The organism is Mitsuaria sp. PDC51, assembly GCF_900113225.1.
Classification (GTDB): Bacteria; Pseudomonadota; Gammaproteobacteria; order Burkholderiales; family Burkholderiaceae_C; genus Roseateles.
The window spans coordinates 940,637-957,569 of sequence record NZ_FOZE01000002.1 but is presented as its reverse complement, the minus strand read 5'-3'; the positions used below and the strand labels follow the sequence as shown (position 1 = coordinate 957,569).

The window sequence follows — 16,933 nt, the reverse complement described above, 5'->3', positions numbered from 1 at the left end:
AAGAGTTTGAAATGCCGCGCCGAGCGTCCCAAGTTCCCCCCAGGGGCGGACGGCGAAACCCGTATTTTCCTATAAGCCGGACCCTCCCCGTACCGGGGCATCGCTAATGACCTCGCGCGAAGGTCGCCCGAATCGGTTGCAAGAGACATTCGTCGCACGGATGGGCCGGTAACACAGCCTCCCGGCGGCTTGGCAGCGTTTAGGGAAAACACCTAGAATGCCGCCCGCGCCGTTCACCGTGGCGTCAATGACAAGGACACATGAGGGAGCGAGCGCAACGATGGAAAGGATCGAGGGGCTGTTCGCCGCCATGCGGGCGGCCAGTCAGGAACTGGAATGGCCGGCGACCGAGGCCCGCGACAGCGGCCTGGACACCGCCGGCGAACTGGCCGAGCGCTACGCGCAGGCCATCAGCGAGGCCTTGTGCGGCCACTTCCGCAGTTCGCACGCCAGCCTCTGGCTGCTGGACGGGGAACCGGGCGCCTACCGCCTGCGCTGCCTCGGCGCCCATGCGATCGACGGACCGAGCCGCCAACCGCCGGTTTGCGAGCAGCGCGCCTATCCCGGTTATTTCGACACCTTGCTGGCCGAAGGCGTCTTCAACTGCGCCGATGCGCGCACCGATCCCCGTCTGAGCACCCTGCAGCCGCCGCCCACCTGGCGCGCGATGCTGGACGTCAGCGGCCAGATCAACGGTAGGACCTTTGGCGTGATCGCGCTGGGAGAGCGCGACCAGGCCCGCGTGTGGACCAAACGCGAGGAACTCGACCTGCGCCGCGCCACCGCGAAGGCTTGCCTGCACCTGCATGCCTGGCGTCACGAGCTGGAAACCGTCTGACTACCGCCTGACCACGCTGGCGGCGGCCGTCCCCCTCATTCCCTCTCGTTCCCCCGTCATCCCCCTTCAGGGTGCGGATCAGCGGCCGTTGAACCTGGGCGCGCGTTTCTCCTGCCAGGCGCGAACGCCCTCCGCCAGATCCTCCGACGCGTTCGACACCGCGATGTCCGCGCGCAGCGCCTCGATGTCGAGCCGGCCGTTGGCGATCGCGTTCAGATGGCGCTTCATGCCGGCGAGCGCCAGCGGCGCGAAGCCGCAGAGCCGCTCGCACAGGGCCTGCGCCGCCGCTTGGAGCGCCTCCCCGTCGTCGAGCAGGTGATCCAGGAAGCCGCTGGCGTGCATCGCGTCGGCGTCCAGGGTCTCGCCGGCCAGCAGCACCCGCTTGGCCATCGACAGCCCCAGCCGGTTCACGTACCGCTCCATGCCGCCGCGATAGAAGTGCAGCCCCAATCGCGCGGCGGGCACGAACATCTCGCACTGCCGAACGCCGAGCCGGAAATCGCAGGCCAGCGCGAGGTCGGTGGCGCCGCCGTAGACGCCGCCCTGAAGGGCCGCGACCGTCACCGGCCGGGCCTGTTCCCAGGCGTCGGTGAGCGACTCGAACAAGGCGCCCGCGTCCACGCCGGGCACCGCGTCGATGTTGAAGCCGCTGCAGAAATGCCGGCCCTCGGCGCGGAGCAACAGCACGCGGACCGAGGGCGTGGCCTCGACCTCGCGCAGGTGGGCCTGCAGCGTCTGCAGGTCGATCAGCTCGAGGCGGTTGGCGACATGCGGCCGCCGCAGCGTCACGCGGGCGAGCGGTCCGTCGATCTCCAGCGCGGGGATGTGTTGAGGCATGGCGGCGCAGTCTAGCGAAGCGGCGCGTAGCACAAACCGTCCCACCGAGCCTCAACTTCGACCGACCGGTCGGATTAATCAATTGCGAAATGTCAATGCGGCATCCACTGACGGAGCGCCGTGGGCTTCCCGCTAGAGTCGGTCGCCACACGTCGCATGAACGACCAACCCCGGGCGATGGCCTTCGGAGCGTTCGCGACGCCGCCGGCACGCCTCGGCGGCGCGCGATCAACGGCCCCGCCCGGCACCACGACAGGAGACAAGGTGGACGGGGCGATTGCAAGCATCCTGGTGCTGGACGGGGTGACCAACGGCGCGATCTACGCGCTGCTGGCACTGGCCCTGGTCCTCGTGTTCGCGGTCACGCGGGTGATCTTCATTCCTCAGGGGGAGTTCGTCGCTTTCGGCGCGCTGACGCTGGCGGGACTGCAGCTCGGCCACACGCCGCTGACGATCCACTTCCTGATCGCGATGGCGTTGCTGGCCGCGGTGCTGGACCTGATCGCCGCCGCGCGCGCCGGACGCCTCGCGGCGGAACTGGCGCCGATCGCGCTGCGCGCCTTGCCCGGCGTCGCGATCGGGCTGTGCGCGCTCTGGCTCGCGCCGATGAAGCTGCCGCTGGTGGCGCAGGCGCTGCTGACGCTGGCGGTGGTCACGCCGATGGGCGGGCTGCTGTACCGCCTGGCCTACCAGTCACTGGCCGACGCCTCGGTGCTGGTGCTGCTGATCGTCTCGGTCGGCGTGCACTTCGCGCTGACCGGGCTGGGCCTGGTGTTCTTCGGCGCGGAGGGCTCGCGCAATCCGAGCTTCTGGGACGCGAGCTACACGGCCGGGCCGCTGATGTTCTCGGGCCAGACGCTGATCATCGTGATGGCCTCGGCCGCGCTGATCGTGGCGCTGTGGCTGTTCTTCGAGAAAAGCCTCTACGGCAAGGCGCTGCGCGCGACCGCGGTGAACCGGCTCGGCGCGCGGCTGATGGGCATCTCCAGCACCTCGGCCGGGCGGCTCTCGTTCACGCTGGCCGCCTTCATCGGCGCGCTGTCCGGCATCCTGATCAGCCCGACCACGACGATCTTCTACGACAGCGGCTTCCTCATCGGCCTGAAGGGCTTCGTGGCCGCGGTCTTCGCCGGGCTCTCCAGCTACCCCGGCGCGGCGCTGGGCGCGCTGCTCGTCGGCCTGATCGAGTCCTTCAGCTCCTTCTGGGCCAGCGCCTTCAAGGAGGTCATCGTCTTCACCACCATCCTGCCGGTGCTGCTGTGGCGCAGCTGGCGCGACCCGCACCATGAAGAGCATTGACGTGAGCTCCGATCGAGCTGCCATGAAGGCCTCGCCGCCCGTGCCCCCCGTGCCCGCCGCGGCGCGTCCGTGGTCGCGCCGCCTCGCGCCGGCGCTGCTGCTGGCCGTGCTTGCGGTACTGCCGCTGCTGCCGGTGCCCGAGTTCTGGATCACGCAGCTGAACTACATCGGCATGTTCGCGCTGGTCGCGCTCGGCCTGGTGCTGCTGACCGGCGTCGGTGGCCTGACGTCCTTCGGCCAGGCCGCCTTCGTCGGGGTGGGGGCGTACACGACGGCGCTGCTCAGCGCGCGCTACGGCCTGTCGCCGTGGCTGGGCCTGGCCGCGGGCCTGGCGATCACGCTGGCGATCGCGCTGGTGCTGGCGCTGATCACGCTGCGCATGTCCGGCCATTACCTGCCGCTGGCCACCATCGCCTGGGCGCTGAGCCTGAATTTCTCGATCGCCAACATGGAGTCGCTGGGCAAGTACGACGGCCTGCTCGGCGTGCCGGCCATCGAGCTCTTCGGCATCAGCCTGGCCGACGGCCGCGCCATCTACTACCTGATCTGGCTGTTCGCGATCGTCGGCGCGATCGCCGTGCGCAACCTGCTGGACTCGAGGCCCGGGCGGGCGATCCGGGCGCTCGGCGGCGCGACGGTGATGGCCGAGGCCATGGGCGTCTCCACCTTCCGCTACAAGGTCGTGATCTTCCTGATCGCGGCGCTGCTGGCCTCGGTGTCGGGCTGGCTGTTCGCGCATGTCCAGCGCACGGTGAACCCCAGCCCCTTCGGCCTGAAGATGGGCATCGAATACCTGTTCATGGCCGTCGTCGGCGGCGTGTCCAGCGTCTGGGGCGCCTTCGTGGGCGCCGGGGTGTTCAAGATCATCGAGGACCAGCTCAAGGAGCTGCTGCCCGCGCTGCTGGGCAGCAACGGCAACTTCGAGATCATCGTGCTCGGCATCGTGCTGGTGCTCATGCTGAAGTACGCGCCCAAGGGGCTGTGGCCGTCGCTGCAGGGGCTGCTGTCGCGCTGGTGGCCGGCGGCCCCTCGGGAACGGGACTGGGAGGGCGCGGCCGCGCTCGCGTCGCGTCCCAAGCCGCCCGCCGGCTCGGTGCTGCTGCGGGTCGACAGGCTGCGCAAGCAGTTTGGCGGCCTGGTGGCGGTGAACGACGTCAGCTTCGAGCTGCGCGCGGGCGAGATCATGGGCTTGATCGGCCCCAACGGCGCCGGCAAGTCCACGACCTTCAACCTGGTCTCCGGCGTGCTGCCGGCGACCAGTGGCGAGCTGCGCTTCGCCGGCGAATCCATCACCGGGCTGCCTGCGCGCCAGATCGCGCGTCGCGGCCTCTCGCGCACCTTCCAGCACGTGAAGATGATCGCGGACATGACGGTGCTGGAGAACGTCGCGCTGGGCGGCTACCTGCGCTCGCACAGCGGCACGGCGAAGGCGATGCTGCGGCTGGACCGCGCCGAGGAGCGGCGCCTGTTCGCCGAGGCCGAATCGCAGCTGCGCCGCATCGGCATGCAGGACCACCTGCACGAGCTGGCCGGCAACCTGGCGCTGGGGCCGCAGCGGCTGATGGAGATCGCCCGGGCGCTGTGCGCCGACCCGTCGCTGCTGCTGCTCGACGAGCCGGCCGCCGGGCTGCGCCACAAGGAGAAGCAGGCGCTGGCCGCGGTGCTGCGGCAGCTGCGCGCCGAGGGCATGAGCATCCTGCTGGTCGAGCACGACATGGACTTCGTCATGGGCCTGACCGACCGCATCGTCGTGATGGAGTTCGGCACCAAGCTGATCGAGGGCACGCCCGCCGAGGTGCAGGCCAGCCCCGAGGTGCGCGCGGCCTACCTGGGAACGGAACACTGACATGAGCGAGTTGTTGAAGGTCAGCGGCCTGCACGCCGGCTACGGGCGCGCGGAGGTGCTCACCGGGCTGGACCTGCGGCTGCGCCAGGGCGAGGTGGTCACGGTGATCGGCCCCAACGGCGCCGGCAAGAGCACCACGCTCAATGCGCTGATGGGCGTGCTGCCCGCGCGCGGCCAGGTGCTGTTCGACGGCGAGGACGTCAACGCCCTGGGCCTGGAGGAGCGCGTGATGAAGGGCCTCGCGCTGGTGCCGGAGAAGCGCGAGCTGTTCACGACGATGTCGGTCGAGGACAACCTGGTGCTCGGTGGCTTCCGGCCGATGCGCCTGGGCCTGAAGGACTGGCGCGATGAACTGGAGCGCGTCTACGCGCTGTTCCCGCGCCTGAAGGAACGCCGCGCGCAGCTGGCGGGCACGCTGTCCGGCGGCGAGCGGCAGATGCTGGCCGTCGGGCGCGCGCTGATGGCGCGGCCCAAGCTGCTGATGCTCGACGAGCCCAGCCTCGGCCTGGCGCCGCTGATCGTCAAGGAGGTGTTCCGCATCGTCGCGCAGCTGCGCGAGGCCGGCGTGTCCATCCTCCTCATCGAGCAGAACGCCCGCGCGGCGCTCGAGGTCGCCGACTACGGGTACGTGCTGGAGACCGGCGAGATCGCGCTCGAAGGCAAGGCCGCGGACCTGGCCAAGGATCCGCGGGTCATCGAGACCTACCTGGGCGCGAGTCGCCAGGCGCACTGAGCCAGCTGCACCGAGCCAGCCGCACTGAGCCAGCCGCACTGAGCCAGCCGCACTGGGCCGGCACCGCGCGAGGCCGGTCGCGGCGCACGCCGACGGGGCGTCAGCCCGGCTGGCCCTCGGCGAACATCCGGGCCATGCGCGCCTTGAGCTCGGCCTCGGAGACATCCTCCTTGTGGGTGGCCAGCATCCACTTGTGGCCGAACGGATCCGCGATCACGCCCATGCGGTCGCCCCAGAACTGGTCGGCCACCGGCATCTCCACCTTGGCGCCAGCGCCCTCGGCGGTCTTCACCGTCGCGTCGACGTCGGGCACGTAGATCACCACCGTCGTGGCGCTGCCGTTCAGGCTCAAGGGGCTGAGCGCGCCGCAGTGCGAGCGCTCCTCGGTCAACATGAACTTCGCGCCGCCCACGCTCAGTTCGGCATGCATCACGCCGTCCGGCGCGTCGAGCCGCAACTCGAGCTTGGCGCCGAAGGCGCGCTGGTAGAAATCGATCGCGGCGGCGGCGCCGCGGATGGTGAGGTAGGGCGTCGCGCCGGTCGCGGGGGGGACGGCGGGTACGGAAGCAGTCATCGCAATCTCCTTCGGTCAAGGGTGGGTCACCTGCAGACGACGAACGGCGCCAGCCGGAATCGACACGGCGTCGACAGCCGGGCCGCGCCCACCCCGAATCGGGGGAGTGACGCGAGCTGGCCGGAACGCGCGCGGGCGGTGCCCACCATAATCCGCCGACTTCCCACCATGGCGCTGCTGTCCTCCCTCCGCAAACTGCTGTCCGGCTCCGGCGATGTCACGTCGGCCGGTCGGCCTGCTTCCTCCGCCGACCCGACCGCGCGGCCGGCGGCCCCGTCCGCCGCACCGGCGGGGCCGGGCGCGGCCGCCTCACCGCCGTCGCAGCCGTTCGCGTCGGCGCACTCGCACGGGCCCAGCCAAGTGTCGACCCAGACGGCGGTCTACACCGGCGGCGAGATCGTCTTCCCCGCGCTCGAGGCCTCGCCGGAGTGGTTGCAGTTCAGCGCGCGGCTGCTGGGCCTGTCGCGGCTCAAGGACGTGCCGCCGTCCGCCGGCGAGCAGGGGCTGATGCAGCGCCTGCAGGGGCAGCGCGGCTCCCAGTGGGCCGACCAGCTGCCGCGCCTGCCGGCGGTCCTGCCGCAGCTGATGCGGCTGGCGCGCCGACCGGATGTCGCGCGGGCGGAGCTGGTGCAGCTGCTGTCGCGAGATCCCAGCCTGGTCGGCGAGCTGATGCGGCTGGCCAATTCGCCGCGCTACCGGCCCGAGCGCGAGATCACTGACCTGTCGGGCGCGGTGACGGTGCTGGGTCAGCAGGGGCTGGATCAACTGGTGATGGGCGCCGCGATGCGGCCGATCTTCCATCAGGGCAAGGGCCGCTACGGCAGCCGGGCGGGCACGCTGCTCTGGGACCTGAGCGAACGCACCGCCTTCGCCACGCGGCGGCTGGCCAACGCCGGGGACGACGAGTTCGCCGCCTACCTGGCCGGCCTCAGCTCGCAGCTCGGCCTGATGGCCTTGCTGCGCGTGCTGGATGCGATGTCGGCGCCCTCGGTGCCGCCGCTGGATCGGGAGGGCCTGCATCGCCAGCTGCTGCCGCTGACGGCCACCTGGTCGGCGCAGATCGTCGAGCACTGGGGCTTCCCGCCGCAGGTCGCCGAGGCGCTCGCGCCTCGTCCCGGGCGCGGCGCGGCGTCGGCGGTCCTGGCGGTGCTGGTGCGGCAAGCCCAGTCCGTCGCGCTGCGCCAGTTGATGCAGCCGGGACTGCAGCCCGCGCAGCTGGGCGACTGGTCCGCCGCGCAGCAGCGCTGTTATGCGGCCATGGACAGCGAGTTCGGCGCCGGCACACCCACCTGAGCGCTCGGCCTCCAGGCCATGCCGCCGACGGCGTCAGCCGCGCCGGCGTCTCGCCAGCCACCAGCCCATCACGCCGAACGCGGCCTCGAGCACCAGCGCCAGCGCCGCCGCGGGCAGCGCGCCGGCGAGCAGCAGCGCCTGGTCGTTCAGCGCCAGGCCGGTGACGATGCGCTCGCCGTAGCCGCCAGCACCGATGAAGGCGGCCATCGTCGCGGTACCGACGGAGAGGCTGGTGGCCGTGCGCAGGCCCGCCAGCATGACGGGCAGCGCGAGCGGCAGCTGGATCGAGCGCAGCACCTGGCCGCGAGTGAGGCCGAGCGCTCGCCCCGCGGTGGTGAGCCCCTGCGGCACCTCGCTGAGCCCGACGGTGCAATTGCGCAGCACCGGCAGCAGCGCGTAGAGCGTCAGCGCGACCAGCGCCGGCACCGGCCCGATCCGGTCCATCGCCCAGATCAGCAGCGCGAGCATCGCCAGCGACGGCACCGTCTGCAGCAGCGCGCAGGCGGCCAGCAGCGCCTCGCGCCAGCGCGGCCATGGATGCAGCGCGACGGCGAGCGGCACGCCGACCAGCGCGGCCAGCCCGACGGCGCCCAGCACCAGCGTCAGATGCTGCGCGGTGAGCCGGCCGAGGTCGGGTCCCGCGATGCGAGCCCACAGGCCGGACGTCGAGCGCCCGACGCCCGGCTCGAGCCTGGGCGAGGACGCCGATGCGGGCGTTGATGCCGATGCCGACGCAGCGGCAAGCGCGCCGCCCGCCTGACTGCGCGGCTTGGCGAGGAAAGCTCGCGCGATCGCGTCGAACGGCTGCCGCTGGATTTCCGCTTGCGCGTTCATCGCGATCATCGCGGCCTCGTCGATGCGCCCGCGCAGCGTCTGCAGCGCTGCCCAGGCGCGCGGATGCCGGCGCGGCAGGTCGACGCGATACAGCAGCACGGCGTCGTAGCGAGGGAAGAAACCGGCATCGTCGGCGAGCACCGTCAGGTCGAGCGCCGCGATCTGCGCATCGGTCGTGTAGACGTCGGTGACATCGATCTGGTCGTCGGCGAGCGCGCGGTACGCCAGCCCGTGATCGAGTCCGGTCGGCGTCTGCGGCAACGCGTAGCGCCGCGACAGCCCCGGCCAGCCGTCGGCACGTCCCAGGAACTCGTTGCTGAGGCCCAGCCGCAGCGCCGGCTGTCCCTTCAGCTGCGACACCGCCGTGAGCCCGAGCGCACGCGCCCGCGCCGACCGCATCGCCAGCGCGTAGCCGTTGTTGAAGCCCAGCGGCACGTCGATCGCCAACCCCAGCGGCCGCAGCTCGGCCTGCAGCTGCGCCAGCGGCGCGCCGGTCGTCGCATGACCGAGGATCTCGCGCTCGATCGTGCCGAGGTATTCGGCGTAGACATCGATGCTGCCGGCCTTCAGCGCCGCATGGACGATGGCCGTGTTGCCCAGCCCCTGCTTCAGCTCGACCGCGGCGGCCGGGTCGCCGGCCCGCGCCGTCTGCGCGAGGATCTCGGCCAGGATGTAGCTTTCGGTGAAGCGCTTCGAGCCGATCCTCAGCGGCTCGGCGGCCCAGGCCTGAGTCCCGGTCGCCAGCGCGACGCCGGCCAGCAGCAGGAAGAGGAGCGGCCGCAGCCCGCGGAGCAGCATCATCGGCGCAGCATAGTCGAGCCGCTGCGGCTGCGCGCCAGCGTGCGCAAGACCTGGCCCGCGAAGGCGTCCGCCGCCGCCGACCCGGCCGAGGCCTTGCTCCGCATCAGCACCACCGACATCGCCGGCAGCGAGGTGGCCGGCGGCATGCCATGGCGCTCGTCCAGCAGCTCCATGCCGTCCGGCACGCTGCAGCGCGTGAACAGCGCGATCGCCAGGCCGCTTTCGACCGCCGCCAGCATGCCGGCGGGGCTCGCGCTGTCGCAGACGATGCGGTAGGGCCGCTTCAAGGCGGCCAGCGCCGCCAAGGCCGCCTTGCGCGCGAGGCTGCCCGATTCGTAGACGGCCACCGGCAGCGGCGTCTGGCGCCAGGCCTCGAAACGCGGAGCGCCGAACCACGCGAGCGGCTCCTCGAACAGCGGCTGCCCGCGTCCGGCGCGATCGCGCGTGACCACGGCGACATCGACTTCGCCGCGCGTGAGCCGCGGGATCAGCACCGTCGACTGCTGGCAGACCAGCGTCAGTTCCACCGCAGTGTGGCGGCCGGCGAAGTCGCGCAGCACCGGGGTGAGGTAGGGCACCGCATAGTCCTCCGGCACGCCGATGGTGAGCCGTCCGTGCAACGTCTCGCGCCGCAGCGCCTGCACCGCCTCGTCGTGCTGCGCGATCAGGCGCCGCGCATGGCCGAGCAGCTCGCGGCCGGCGGGCGTGAGGTCGAGCCGGCGCGGCGTGCGCACCAGCACGGGCTGTCCGACCGCGCGCTCCAGCTTCGCGATCTGCATGCTGAGCGCCGACTGCGAGCGATGCACCCACTGCCCGGCCGCCGTCAGCGAGCCCGCATCCACCGCCGCGACGAAGGCGCGCAGCCAGTCCAGTTGAAGGTCGGTCGACGACATCCCATCCTCCGCCGCCCGGGCGAGCATTCGAATCCGTGATGCTAAGCGTGAAAAGGATTCGCTTTGCTGCCAGTCTGTCGAGCCGCAGACTCGCCGCATGACTTCATTCGCTCCATCGCGCGCCGCCGTCACACCGGCCGGCGGCGCCGCCGCCGCCGCCGCCGCCGGGTCCGAGCCCGATGCCGCCGCCGGCGTGACGCTCTCCGTGGCGCCCGCAATGACGTCCGCAATGACGTCCGCAATGACATCTGTGATCACGCCCGCGATGACACCCGCAATGACACCCGCAATGACACCCGCAATGACACCCGCGATCGCGCCCGGAGCTGCCGCGAGTCCGGGACCGAACACGCCCGTCAGGCGGTTGTGCGAAGGCCAACTGCTGATGATCTGCGGCGGCCTGCTGCTCGGCACCATTGGGGTCTTCGTCGAAGAGGCGGCGCAGGACCCGGCCACGACCGTGTGGTTCCGCTGCGTGTTCGGGCTGGCCGCGTTGCTGCTCTGGGGCGCCGCGCGCGGCCGGCTCGGGGAACTCTTCCGGCTGCGGGGCCGGCCGCTGGTCGCGGTGATCGCCGTCGGCGCGCTGACGGTGCTGAACTGGGGCTTGTTCTTCGCGGCCATCCCGCGCTGCTCGATCGCCGTGTCCACCGTGGTCTTCCACGTGCAGCCCTTCTGGTTGATGGCGATGGGCGCGTTCTGGCTGCGCGAGCGCGTGGACCGCGCCCAGTGGCTCGCCGCGGCGGTGGCGCTGTGCGGGCTGGCGTTGGCCACCGGCATCGCGGACGACGCCTTCGGCGCCACCGCCGGCGGTCGCGCGAGCGAGCTGCCCGGCTACGTCGCCGGCGTGCTGATGTGCCTGGTCGGATCGATCAGCTATGCGGCCGCCAGCTTCATCGCCAAGGTCGAGGCCGATCGCGCCGGCTCCTTCGCCTTGTCGGCGGGGCAGTGCGTCGTCGGCGCACTGGTGCTGTTGCCGTGGCCGCTGATGCACGGCTGGCCGGCCTGGGGCGCCGCCTGGGGGTGGCTGGCGGGGCTGGGCGTGCTGCACACCGGGCTGGCCTACGTCGTGCTCTACGCCGGCATGGCGCGCCTGGGCACCGGCCGCATCGCGGTGCTGCAGTTCGTCTATCCCGGCACGGCGGTGCTGGTCGACTGGCTCGTCTACGGCCGCGCGCTGGGGCCGGCGCAGCTGGCGGGCGTCGGACTCATCGCCGCGGCGCTGTGGACGCTGCGCCGGCGCGGCTGAGCCCCGGCGGCGTGACGCGGGCCTCGCGTGGGCCTCCCATGGCCCTCATGTGGACTTCGTGCGGGCTTTCCTTCAAGGCTGCGCTTCGTCCCGCCGGTCATGCAGTCCGTCGCTGCGGGGACGCCGCGCGTCGCGTCGGTTCGTAGAGTGCGCCGCATTCAGCGAACCACGGAGCGCCCGATGTCCACCTCTTCCGACCGCCACGCCGCGCCCGGCCCCGCCGGCCGGCATCGTCGCAGCGCGCTGCTGCTGTCGGCGATCACGCTGGCGCTCGGCGCCTGCGCCCAACCAGCGCCGCCACCGCCGCCGCCCTCGGAGGGCTTCAGCGCCGGCATCGCCTTCGACGCGAAGGCCGATGGCGTCGACCTCGAGACGCCGCTGTATCCGGGCGCCGTGCCCTACAAGGATCGCGACGAGGACAAGTCCGGCGTGCGGATGAGCCTGTGGGGCGGCCTCTTCGGCATGCGCCTGGCAGCGGGCAAGTTCCAGAGCCAGGACGACGTCGACCGCGTCGGCCGCTTCTACCGCCGCGCGCTCGCGCGCTACGGCACGCCACTCGACTGCGGCGCGGCCGATGCGCCGCGCGGCAAGCCCAGGGACGGCGGCCCGCTCACCTGCGACGACGACAAGCCCGACGCCGGCGGCCGGCTCTACAAGGTCGGCCTGCCGAAGGACTTCCGCGTCGTGGCCGTGAAGCCGCTGCCCGATGGCACGACGCAGATCAGCGTCGCCCGGGTGAGCCTGCGATGAGCCGCCCCGGCAAGACCGCCATCCGTCGCGGCCCGGGCCAGCTGTCCCGCCGGATCCGCCCGCGGCCGGTTCAATCGCCGCCGACCGCGGCCGCGCCCGGCGATGCCGCCGCCGGCGCGCCCCAGGCCAGCGGGTCGTCCGGCTCGGCGACCAGGGTGCCGTCGAAGAGGATGTGACCGCGGCCCTCGGGCGCCTGGAGCGCCGGATCGTCGAAGCGCACGCTGCCGTCCAGCGCGAAGCTCGCGGCGATCGTGCCCTCGGGCGTGTCCAGCCGTACCGGGCCCGGCCGCAGGCGTCCCACGTGCGCCAGCGCGGCGAGCACCGCGACCAGGCCGTCGGGCGTCGGCGCCACCGGGCCGGTGGCCGCCAGGAACAGCACGCCCACCAGGCTGCCGGGCCGCTCGGGCTCGGTCAGCAGCGCGGCCTGCGTGCCGGGCGCGCTGCGCGGCGCACCGGTCAGCGCGCGCCGCCAGGCATCGTGGCCGGCGTTGAAGGTCGCCAGCCGCTCGGTCATCGACGTGCCGGCCAGCGCGGGACCGCCGCTGACGACGATGCGGGTCAGCACGCCGCCGACATGCGCGTCGACGAGCCGGGCCGGGGTGGGCAGGACATTCATGCGATCACCTGTTGCGTGAAGTTGCGCAAGTGCGCCATCAGGGCGTCGGAGGCCTCGGCGGCGGCCTCGCCGTCCCCACTGGCGATGGTCTCGGCCAGGCGCTGGTGGGCCCGGGCGCCGCTGGCGACGTCACCCAGGTGCCGGTACGCGTACCAGAAGCGCCGGCACTGGATGATCATGGGCAGCACCGCCGCCACCGCGTAGCGGTTGCGGCAGGCCGCATGGTTGACGCGGTCGAGCTGCTGGTCGACCCGCATGTAGGCCTCCAGGTCCTGGCGCTCGGCCGCCTCGGCCATGCGCCCGGCGCAGGCCAGCAGCGCCGAGCGCTGTGCCGGCGAGGCCCGTCGCGCCGAACAGCACGCGATCAGCCGCTCCAGCGGCCGGCGTGCCTCCAGCAGGTCCAGGTGCTCGGCCAGCGGGATGTCGCTCACCAGCAGGCCGCGGCGCGGCTGCTGCGCGATCAGGCCGCTGGCGACCAGCCGCATCAGCGCCTCGCGCGTGGGCGTGCGCCCCAGGCCGATGCGGGCGATCAGCTCCGACTCCACCACCGGCGCCCCCGGGCGCAACTGCAGCGTCGCGATCAGGGTCTCGATCGCGTCATAGGCCTGGTCCGCCTGGCGGCGTTTCTCGACGTCCTGCAGTTCGAGGGTGTCCGAAGTCATGGGTGCGGATCATCGCAGGTCCACTCGGCGGGCTTCCCCGGACGGTATTGGATTGACTTTGCGCAGGTCAACCCCAGTTAAATCCGCGTCCGGCGGGCGCCGGACCGGCCGGACGGGCCGCATACAATCACCGGTTCTTCCGTACGTCCGGGCCTCGCGCCCGGCGGCGCTCCGGCTTCCGGGCTCGCGCCAACGCCTTTCCTGAGGGATATCGACGTGTTTATTTCCAACGCTTTTGCCCAGACCGCGGGCGCCGCCTCGGCCGACCCGACCAGCGGCTTCCTGCAGATGCTGCCCCTGGTGGCCGTGTTCGTCGTCATGTACTTCGTGATGATCCGTCCCCAGATGAAGCGCCAGAAGGAGCACAAGGCGATGGTCGAGGCCCTGTCCAAGGGCGACGAGGTCATCACCGCCGGCGGCATGCTCGGCAAGGTCAGCAAGATCGGCGAGCAGTACCTGAGCGTCGAGATCGCCTCCGGCGTCGAAATCCAGGTCCAGCGCACCTCGGTCGTGCAGGTCCTGCCCAAGGGCACCGTCTCGAAGTAATCCGACAACCCGACCCGGGGCGGCCCGCGCGATCCGCTCGATCCGCGTGACCGCTCCCTGACGACCCGGCCCGTGCCCCGCACCGGCCGGGTCCGCTTTCAGTGGCGCCCGCCGGCCCGACGCCGAGCGCGGAAGGGCGAGGCGCCTGGTTTTCAGAGGATCTCCTCATGAACCGTTATCCGCTGTGGAAGTACGCGCTGCTCGTCGTGGCGCTGCTCGTGGGCCTGATCTACACGCTGCCCAACCTGTTCGGCGAAGCGCCGGCGGTGCAGGTGTCCAGCGCCAAGGTCACCGTCAAGGTCGACGACGCCATCCGGCAGCGCGTCGAGCAGGCGATCCAGCAGGTCGGCGTCACGCCCGACTTCGTGCACCTGGAAGCCGGCTCCGTGCGCGCCCGCTTCCATGACACCGACGCCCAGATCAAGGCCAAGGACGCGATCGCCAAGGCCCTCAACGGCAACGAGACCTCCGACCCGACCTTCATCGTCGCGCTCAACCTGGTCTCGCGCAGCCCCGACTGGCTGACCGCGCTGCATGCATTCCCGATGTACCTGGGCCTGGACCTGCGCGGCGGCGTCCACTTCCTGATGCAGGTCGACATGAAGGCCGCGCTGACGAAGAAGGCCGAGTCGATGGCCTCCGACGTCCGCACCATGCTGCGCGACAAGAACATCCGCCACGCCGGCATCACCCGCGAAGGCAACGACGTCGCCATCAACTTCCGCGACGAGGCCACCCGCACGCAGGCGCTGAACCTGCTGCGCGAGCAGGTGCCCGACTTCGCCTGGACCGCCACCGGCGCCGGCACCGAGCTGCGCCTGAGCGGCTCGCTCACGCCCAAGGCCGAGATCGCCGTCCAGGACGCCGCGATCAAGCAGAACATCACCACGCTGCACAACCGGGTCAACGAACTGGGCGTGGCCGAGCCGGTGATCCTGCAGCAGGGCCGCGACCGCGTCGTCGTGCAGCTGCCGGGCGTGCAGGACACGGCCAAGGCCAAGGACATCATCGGCCGCACCGCGACGCTGGAGCTGCGCATGGTCGACGACAGTGCCGAGGCGCAGGCCGCGCTGGCGGGCACCGGCCCGGTGCCCTTCGGCACCGAGCGCTTCACCGAAAGAGATGGCGCCCCGATCATCGTCAAGCGCCAGGTGGTGCTGACCGGTGACAACCTCAACGACGCCCAGCCCGGCTTCGACGAGAACCACCAGCCCTCCGTCAACCTGAAGGTCGACGCCAAGGGCGCCCGCATCATGAAGGACGTGTCGCGCGAGAGCATCGGCAAACGCATGGCCATCATCCTGTTCGAGAAGGGCAAGGGCCAGGTCGTGACCGCGCCGGTCATCCGCGGCGAGCTGGGCAACAGCTTCTCGATCACCGGCGGCAACATGTCCGCGCAGGAAGCCAGCGACAGCGCGCTGCTCCTGCGCGCCGGCTCGCTGGCCGCGCCGATGGAGATCATCGAGGAACGCACCATCGGCCCGTCGCTGGGCAAGGACAACATCGACAAGGGCATCGCGTCGGTCACCTGGGGCTTCGTCGCCGTGGCGATCTTCATGTGCCTGTACTACATGATGTTCGGCGTGTTCTCCGCGGTGGCGCTGGGCTTCAACCTGCTGCTGCTGCTGGCGGTGCTGTCGATGCTGCAGGCCACGCTGAGCCTGCCCGGCATCGCCGCCATCGCGCTGGTGCTGGGCATGGCCATCGACGCCAACGTGCTGATCAACGAGCGGGTGCGCGAGGAACTGCGCGCCGGCATGGCGCCGCAGCAGGCGATCCACGCCGGCTACGAGCGCGCCTGGGCCACCATCCTGGACTCCAACGTCACGACGCTGATCGCGGGCCTGGCGCTGCTGGCCTTCGGCTCCGGCCCGATCAAGGGCTTCGCGGTCGTGCACTGCCTGGGCATCATCACCTCGATGATCTCGTCGGTGATGTTCTCGCGCGCGCTGGTCAACCTCTGGTACGGCCGCCGCAAGCGCCTGAAGTCCGTGTCCATCGGCACCGTCTGGAAGCCGGACGCCACCCCCGGCACGCCGGACGGCGACGCCCCGGCCGCCGAGGCGCGCTGAGCGCCGGCCCCCCGCAGAGAAGAGAGCGCACAACGCCATGGAATTCTTCCGAATCAAACGGGACATCCCGTTCATGAAGCACGCGTTGATCCTCAACGCCGTGTCCTTCCTCACCTTCGTCGCCGCGGTGTTCTTCCTGGTCACCAAGGGCCTGCACTTCTCGATCGAGTTCACCGGCGGCACGGTGATCCAGGTCCAGTACGCGCAGGCAGCGGACGTCAACCGGACCCGTCACATCGTCGAGCAGATGGGCTTCGGCGAGATCCAGGTGACCAACTTCGGCACCTCGCGCGACGTGCTGATCCGCCTGCCGGTGAAGCCCGACGTCAAGCAGACCGAGCTGGTCGACCGCGTCTTCGGCGAGCTGTGCAAGGCGGAGCAGGGCAAGGTCGTGGCCCACCAGGAAGTCACCCCGCAAGGGGAGTCGGTGAGCAAGCAGGCCTGCGCGGTCAACGGCGCCGAGCCGCTGAAGCTGACCAGCAGCGAGGTCGTCGGCCCGTCCGTCGGCGCGGAGCTGGCCCACGACGCCGCGATGGCGCTGGGCTTCACCGTGATCGGCATCATGCTGTACCTGGCCTTCCGCTTCGAGTGGAAGTTCGCCGTGGCCGGCATCATCGCCAACCTGCACGACGTGGTGATCATCCTGGGCTTCTTCGCCTACTTCCAGTGGGAGTTCTCGCTGGCGGTGCTGGCGGCGATCCTGGCGGTGCTGGGTTACTCGGTGAACGAGTCGGTGGTCATCTTCGACCGGATCCGCGAGGCCTTCCGCAAGTACCGCAAGCTCAACACGCACGAGGTCATCGACCACGCGATCACGTCCACGATCAGCCGCACGATCATCACGCACGGCTCGACGCAGATGATGGTGCTGTCGATGCTGCTGTTCGGCGGCCCGACGCTGCACTACTTCGCCGTCGCGCTGACCATCGGCATCCTGTTCGGCATCTACTCGTCGGTCTTCGTCGCGGCGGCGATCGCGATGTGGCTGGGCGTCAAGCGTGAGGACCTGGTCAAGGCCGGCCCCGCCAAGCAGGGCGATCCGGACGACCCCAACGCCGGCGCGGTCGTGTAGTAGAGTCGTCCGCACTCCTCA

General features: G+C 71.2%; 16 protein-coding genes. 10 read left to right on the top strand and 6 right to left on the bottom strand.

Annotation, left to right across the window (positions count from 1 at the left end; all coding sequences use genetic code 11):
• Positions 1-280: 280 nt before the first annotated feature.
• Positions 281-838: a hypothetical protein gene (locus tag BM393_RS15520; protein WP_091728026.1), complete on the top strand. Its 558-nt coding sequence runs from the start codon at positions 281-283 to the stop codon at positions 836-838.
• A gap of 78 nt (positions 839-916) precedes the next feature.
• On the opposite strand, the gene BM393_RS15515 is transcribed toward BM393_RS15520, so the two are convergent.
• On the bottom strand, positions 917-1,675 hold the full coding sequence (locus BM393_RS15515) for an enoyl-CoA hydratase/isomerase family protein (protein ID WP_091728021.1): 759 nt from the start codon (positions 1,673-1,675) through the stop codon (positions 917-919).
• 264 nt (positions 1,676-1,939) lie between these two features.
• On the opposite strand from BM393_RS15515, the gene BM393_RS15510 reads away from it, so the two are divergent.
• The 3 genes from BM393_RS15510 to BM393_RS15500 are packed head-to-tail and all read left to right on the top strand — an operon-like array spanning position 1,940 to position 5,553.
• Positions 1,940-2,974 carry a branched-chain amino acid ABC transporter permease gene (locus BM393_RS15510; protein ID WP_091728017.1) on the top strand — a complete coding sequence of 345 codons (1,035 nt, stop codon included), beginning with the start codon at positions 1,940-1,942 and terminating at the stop codon, positions 2,972-2,974.
• A gap of 22 nt (positions 2,975-2,996) precedes the next feature.
• Complete coding sequence (locus BM393_RS15505; protein WP_091728014.1) at positions 2,997-4,820, top strand: ABC transporter permease subunit; 1,824 nt, start codon at positions 2,997-2,999, stop codon at positions 4,818-4,820.
• A gap of 1 nt (position 4,821) precedes the next feature.
• Positions 4,822-5,553, top strand: coding sequence for an ABC transporter ATP-binding protein (locus tag BM393_RS15500; protein ID WP_091728011.1), 732 nt, complete (start codon positions 4,822-4,824; stop codon positions 5,551-5,553).
• A 100-nt stretch (positions 5,554-5,653) separates the two neighbouring features.
• Here BM393_RS15500 and BM393_RS15495 read toward each other — a convergent pair whose 3' ends face one another.
• On the bottom strand, positions 5,654-6,127 hold the full coding sequence (locus BM393_RS15495) for a VOC family protein (RefSeq protein WP_091728008.1): 474 nt from the start codon (positions 6,125-6,127) through the stop codon (positions 5,654-5,656).
• 168 nt (positions 6,128-6,295) lie between these two features.
• Between BM393_RS15495 and BM393_RS25305 the strand changes: the two genes are divergently transcribed.
• The gene (locus tag BM393_RS25305) at positions 6,296-7,420 is read left to right on the top strand and encodes an HDOD domain-containing protein (RefSeq protein ID WP_217648451.1); all 1,125 of its coding nucleotides are present in this window, start codon (positions 6,296-6,298) and stop codon (positions 7,418-7,420) included.
• Between the two features lie 33 nt (positions 7,421-7,453).
• On the opposite strand, the gene BM393_RS15485 is transcribed toward BM393_RS25305, so the two are convergent.
• Positions 7,454-9,055 carry a glycine betaine ABC transporter substrate-binding protein gene (locus BM393_RS15485; RefSeq protein WP_254783471.1) on the bottom strand — a complete coding sequence of 534 codons (1,602 nt, stop codon included), beginning with the start codon at positions 9,053-9,055 and terminating at the stop codon, positions 7,454-7,456.
• Complete coding sequence (locus tag BM393_RS15480) at positions 9,052-9,948, bottom strand: LysR family transcriptional regulator (protein ID WP_091727999.1); 897 nt, start codon at positions 9,946-9,948, stop codon at positions 9,052-9,054. Before BM393_RS15480 ends, BM393_RS15485 begins: the two co-directional genes overlap by 4 nt.
• Before the next feature lie 301 nt (positions 9,949-10,249).
• Between BM393_RS15480 and BM393_RS15475 the strand changes: the two genes are divergently transcribed.
• The gene (locus BM393_RS15475) at positions 10,250-11,194 is read left to right on the top strand and encodes a DMT family transporter (protein ID WP_404932650.1); all 945 of its coding nucleotides are present in this window, start codon (positions 10,250-10,252) and stop codon (positions 11,192-11,194) included.
• A 180-nt stretch (positions 11,195-11,374) separates the two neighbouring features.
• Entirely contained in the window at positions 11,375-11,944 is a 570-nt protein-coding gene (locus BM393_RS15470; protein WP_091727991.1) for a hypothetical protein, read from the top strand.
• Between the two features lie 70 nt (positions 11,945-12,014).
• On the opposite strand, the gene BM393_RS15465 is transcribed toward BM393_RS15470, so the two are convergent.
• Together BM393_RS15465 and BM393_RS15460 are read right to left on the bottom strand one after the other, a co-directional pair.
• Positions 12,015-12,560: a proline racemase family protein gene (locus tag BM393_RS15465; protein ID WP_091727988.1), complete on the bottom strand. Its 546-nt coding sequence runs from the start codon at positions 12,558-12,560 to the stop codon at positions 12,015-12,017.
• On the bottom strand, positions 12,557-13,222 hold the full coding sequence (locus BM393_RS15460; protein WP_091727985.1) for a GntR family transcriptional regulator: 666 nt from the start codon (positions 13,220-13,222) through the stop codon (positions 12,557-12,559). The genes BM393_RS15465 and BM393_RS15460 overlap by 4 nt, the downstream gene beginning before the upstream one ends.
• Before the next feature lie 216 nt (positions 13,223-13,438).
• Here BM393_RS15460 and yajC point away from each other — a divergent pair, with 216 nt between their 5' ends.
• The 3 genes from yajC (at position 13,439) to secF (ending at position 16,912) form a co-directional block, all read left to right on the top strand.
• Positions 13,439-13,768: a preprotein translocase subunit YajC gene (gene yajC / locus BM393_RS15455; protein WP_091727982.1), complete on the top strand. Its 330-nt coding sequence runs from the start codon at positions 13,439-13,441 to the stop codon at positions 13,766-13,768.
• Between the two features lie 167 nt (positions 13,769-13,935).
• Positions 13,936-15,840 (top strand): protein translocase subunit SecD, encoded by a 1,905-nt coding sequence (secD, locus tag BM393_RS15450; RefSeq protein WP_091727979.1) that lies wholly within the window; start codon positions 13,936-13,938, stop codon positions 15,838-15,840.
• Positions 15,841-15,877: 37 nt separating this feature from the next.
• Positions 15,878-16,912, top strand: coding sequence for a protein translocase subunit SecF (secF, locus tag BM393_RS15445; RefSeq protein ID WP_091727976.1), 1,035 nt, complete (start codon positions 15,878-15,880; stop codon positions 16,910-16,912).
• Positions 16,913-16,933: the final 21 nt, after the last annotated feature.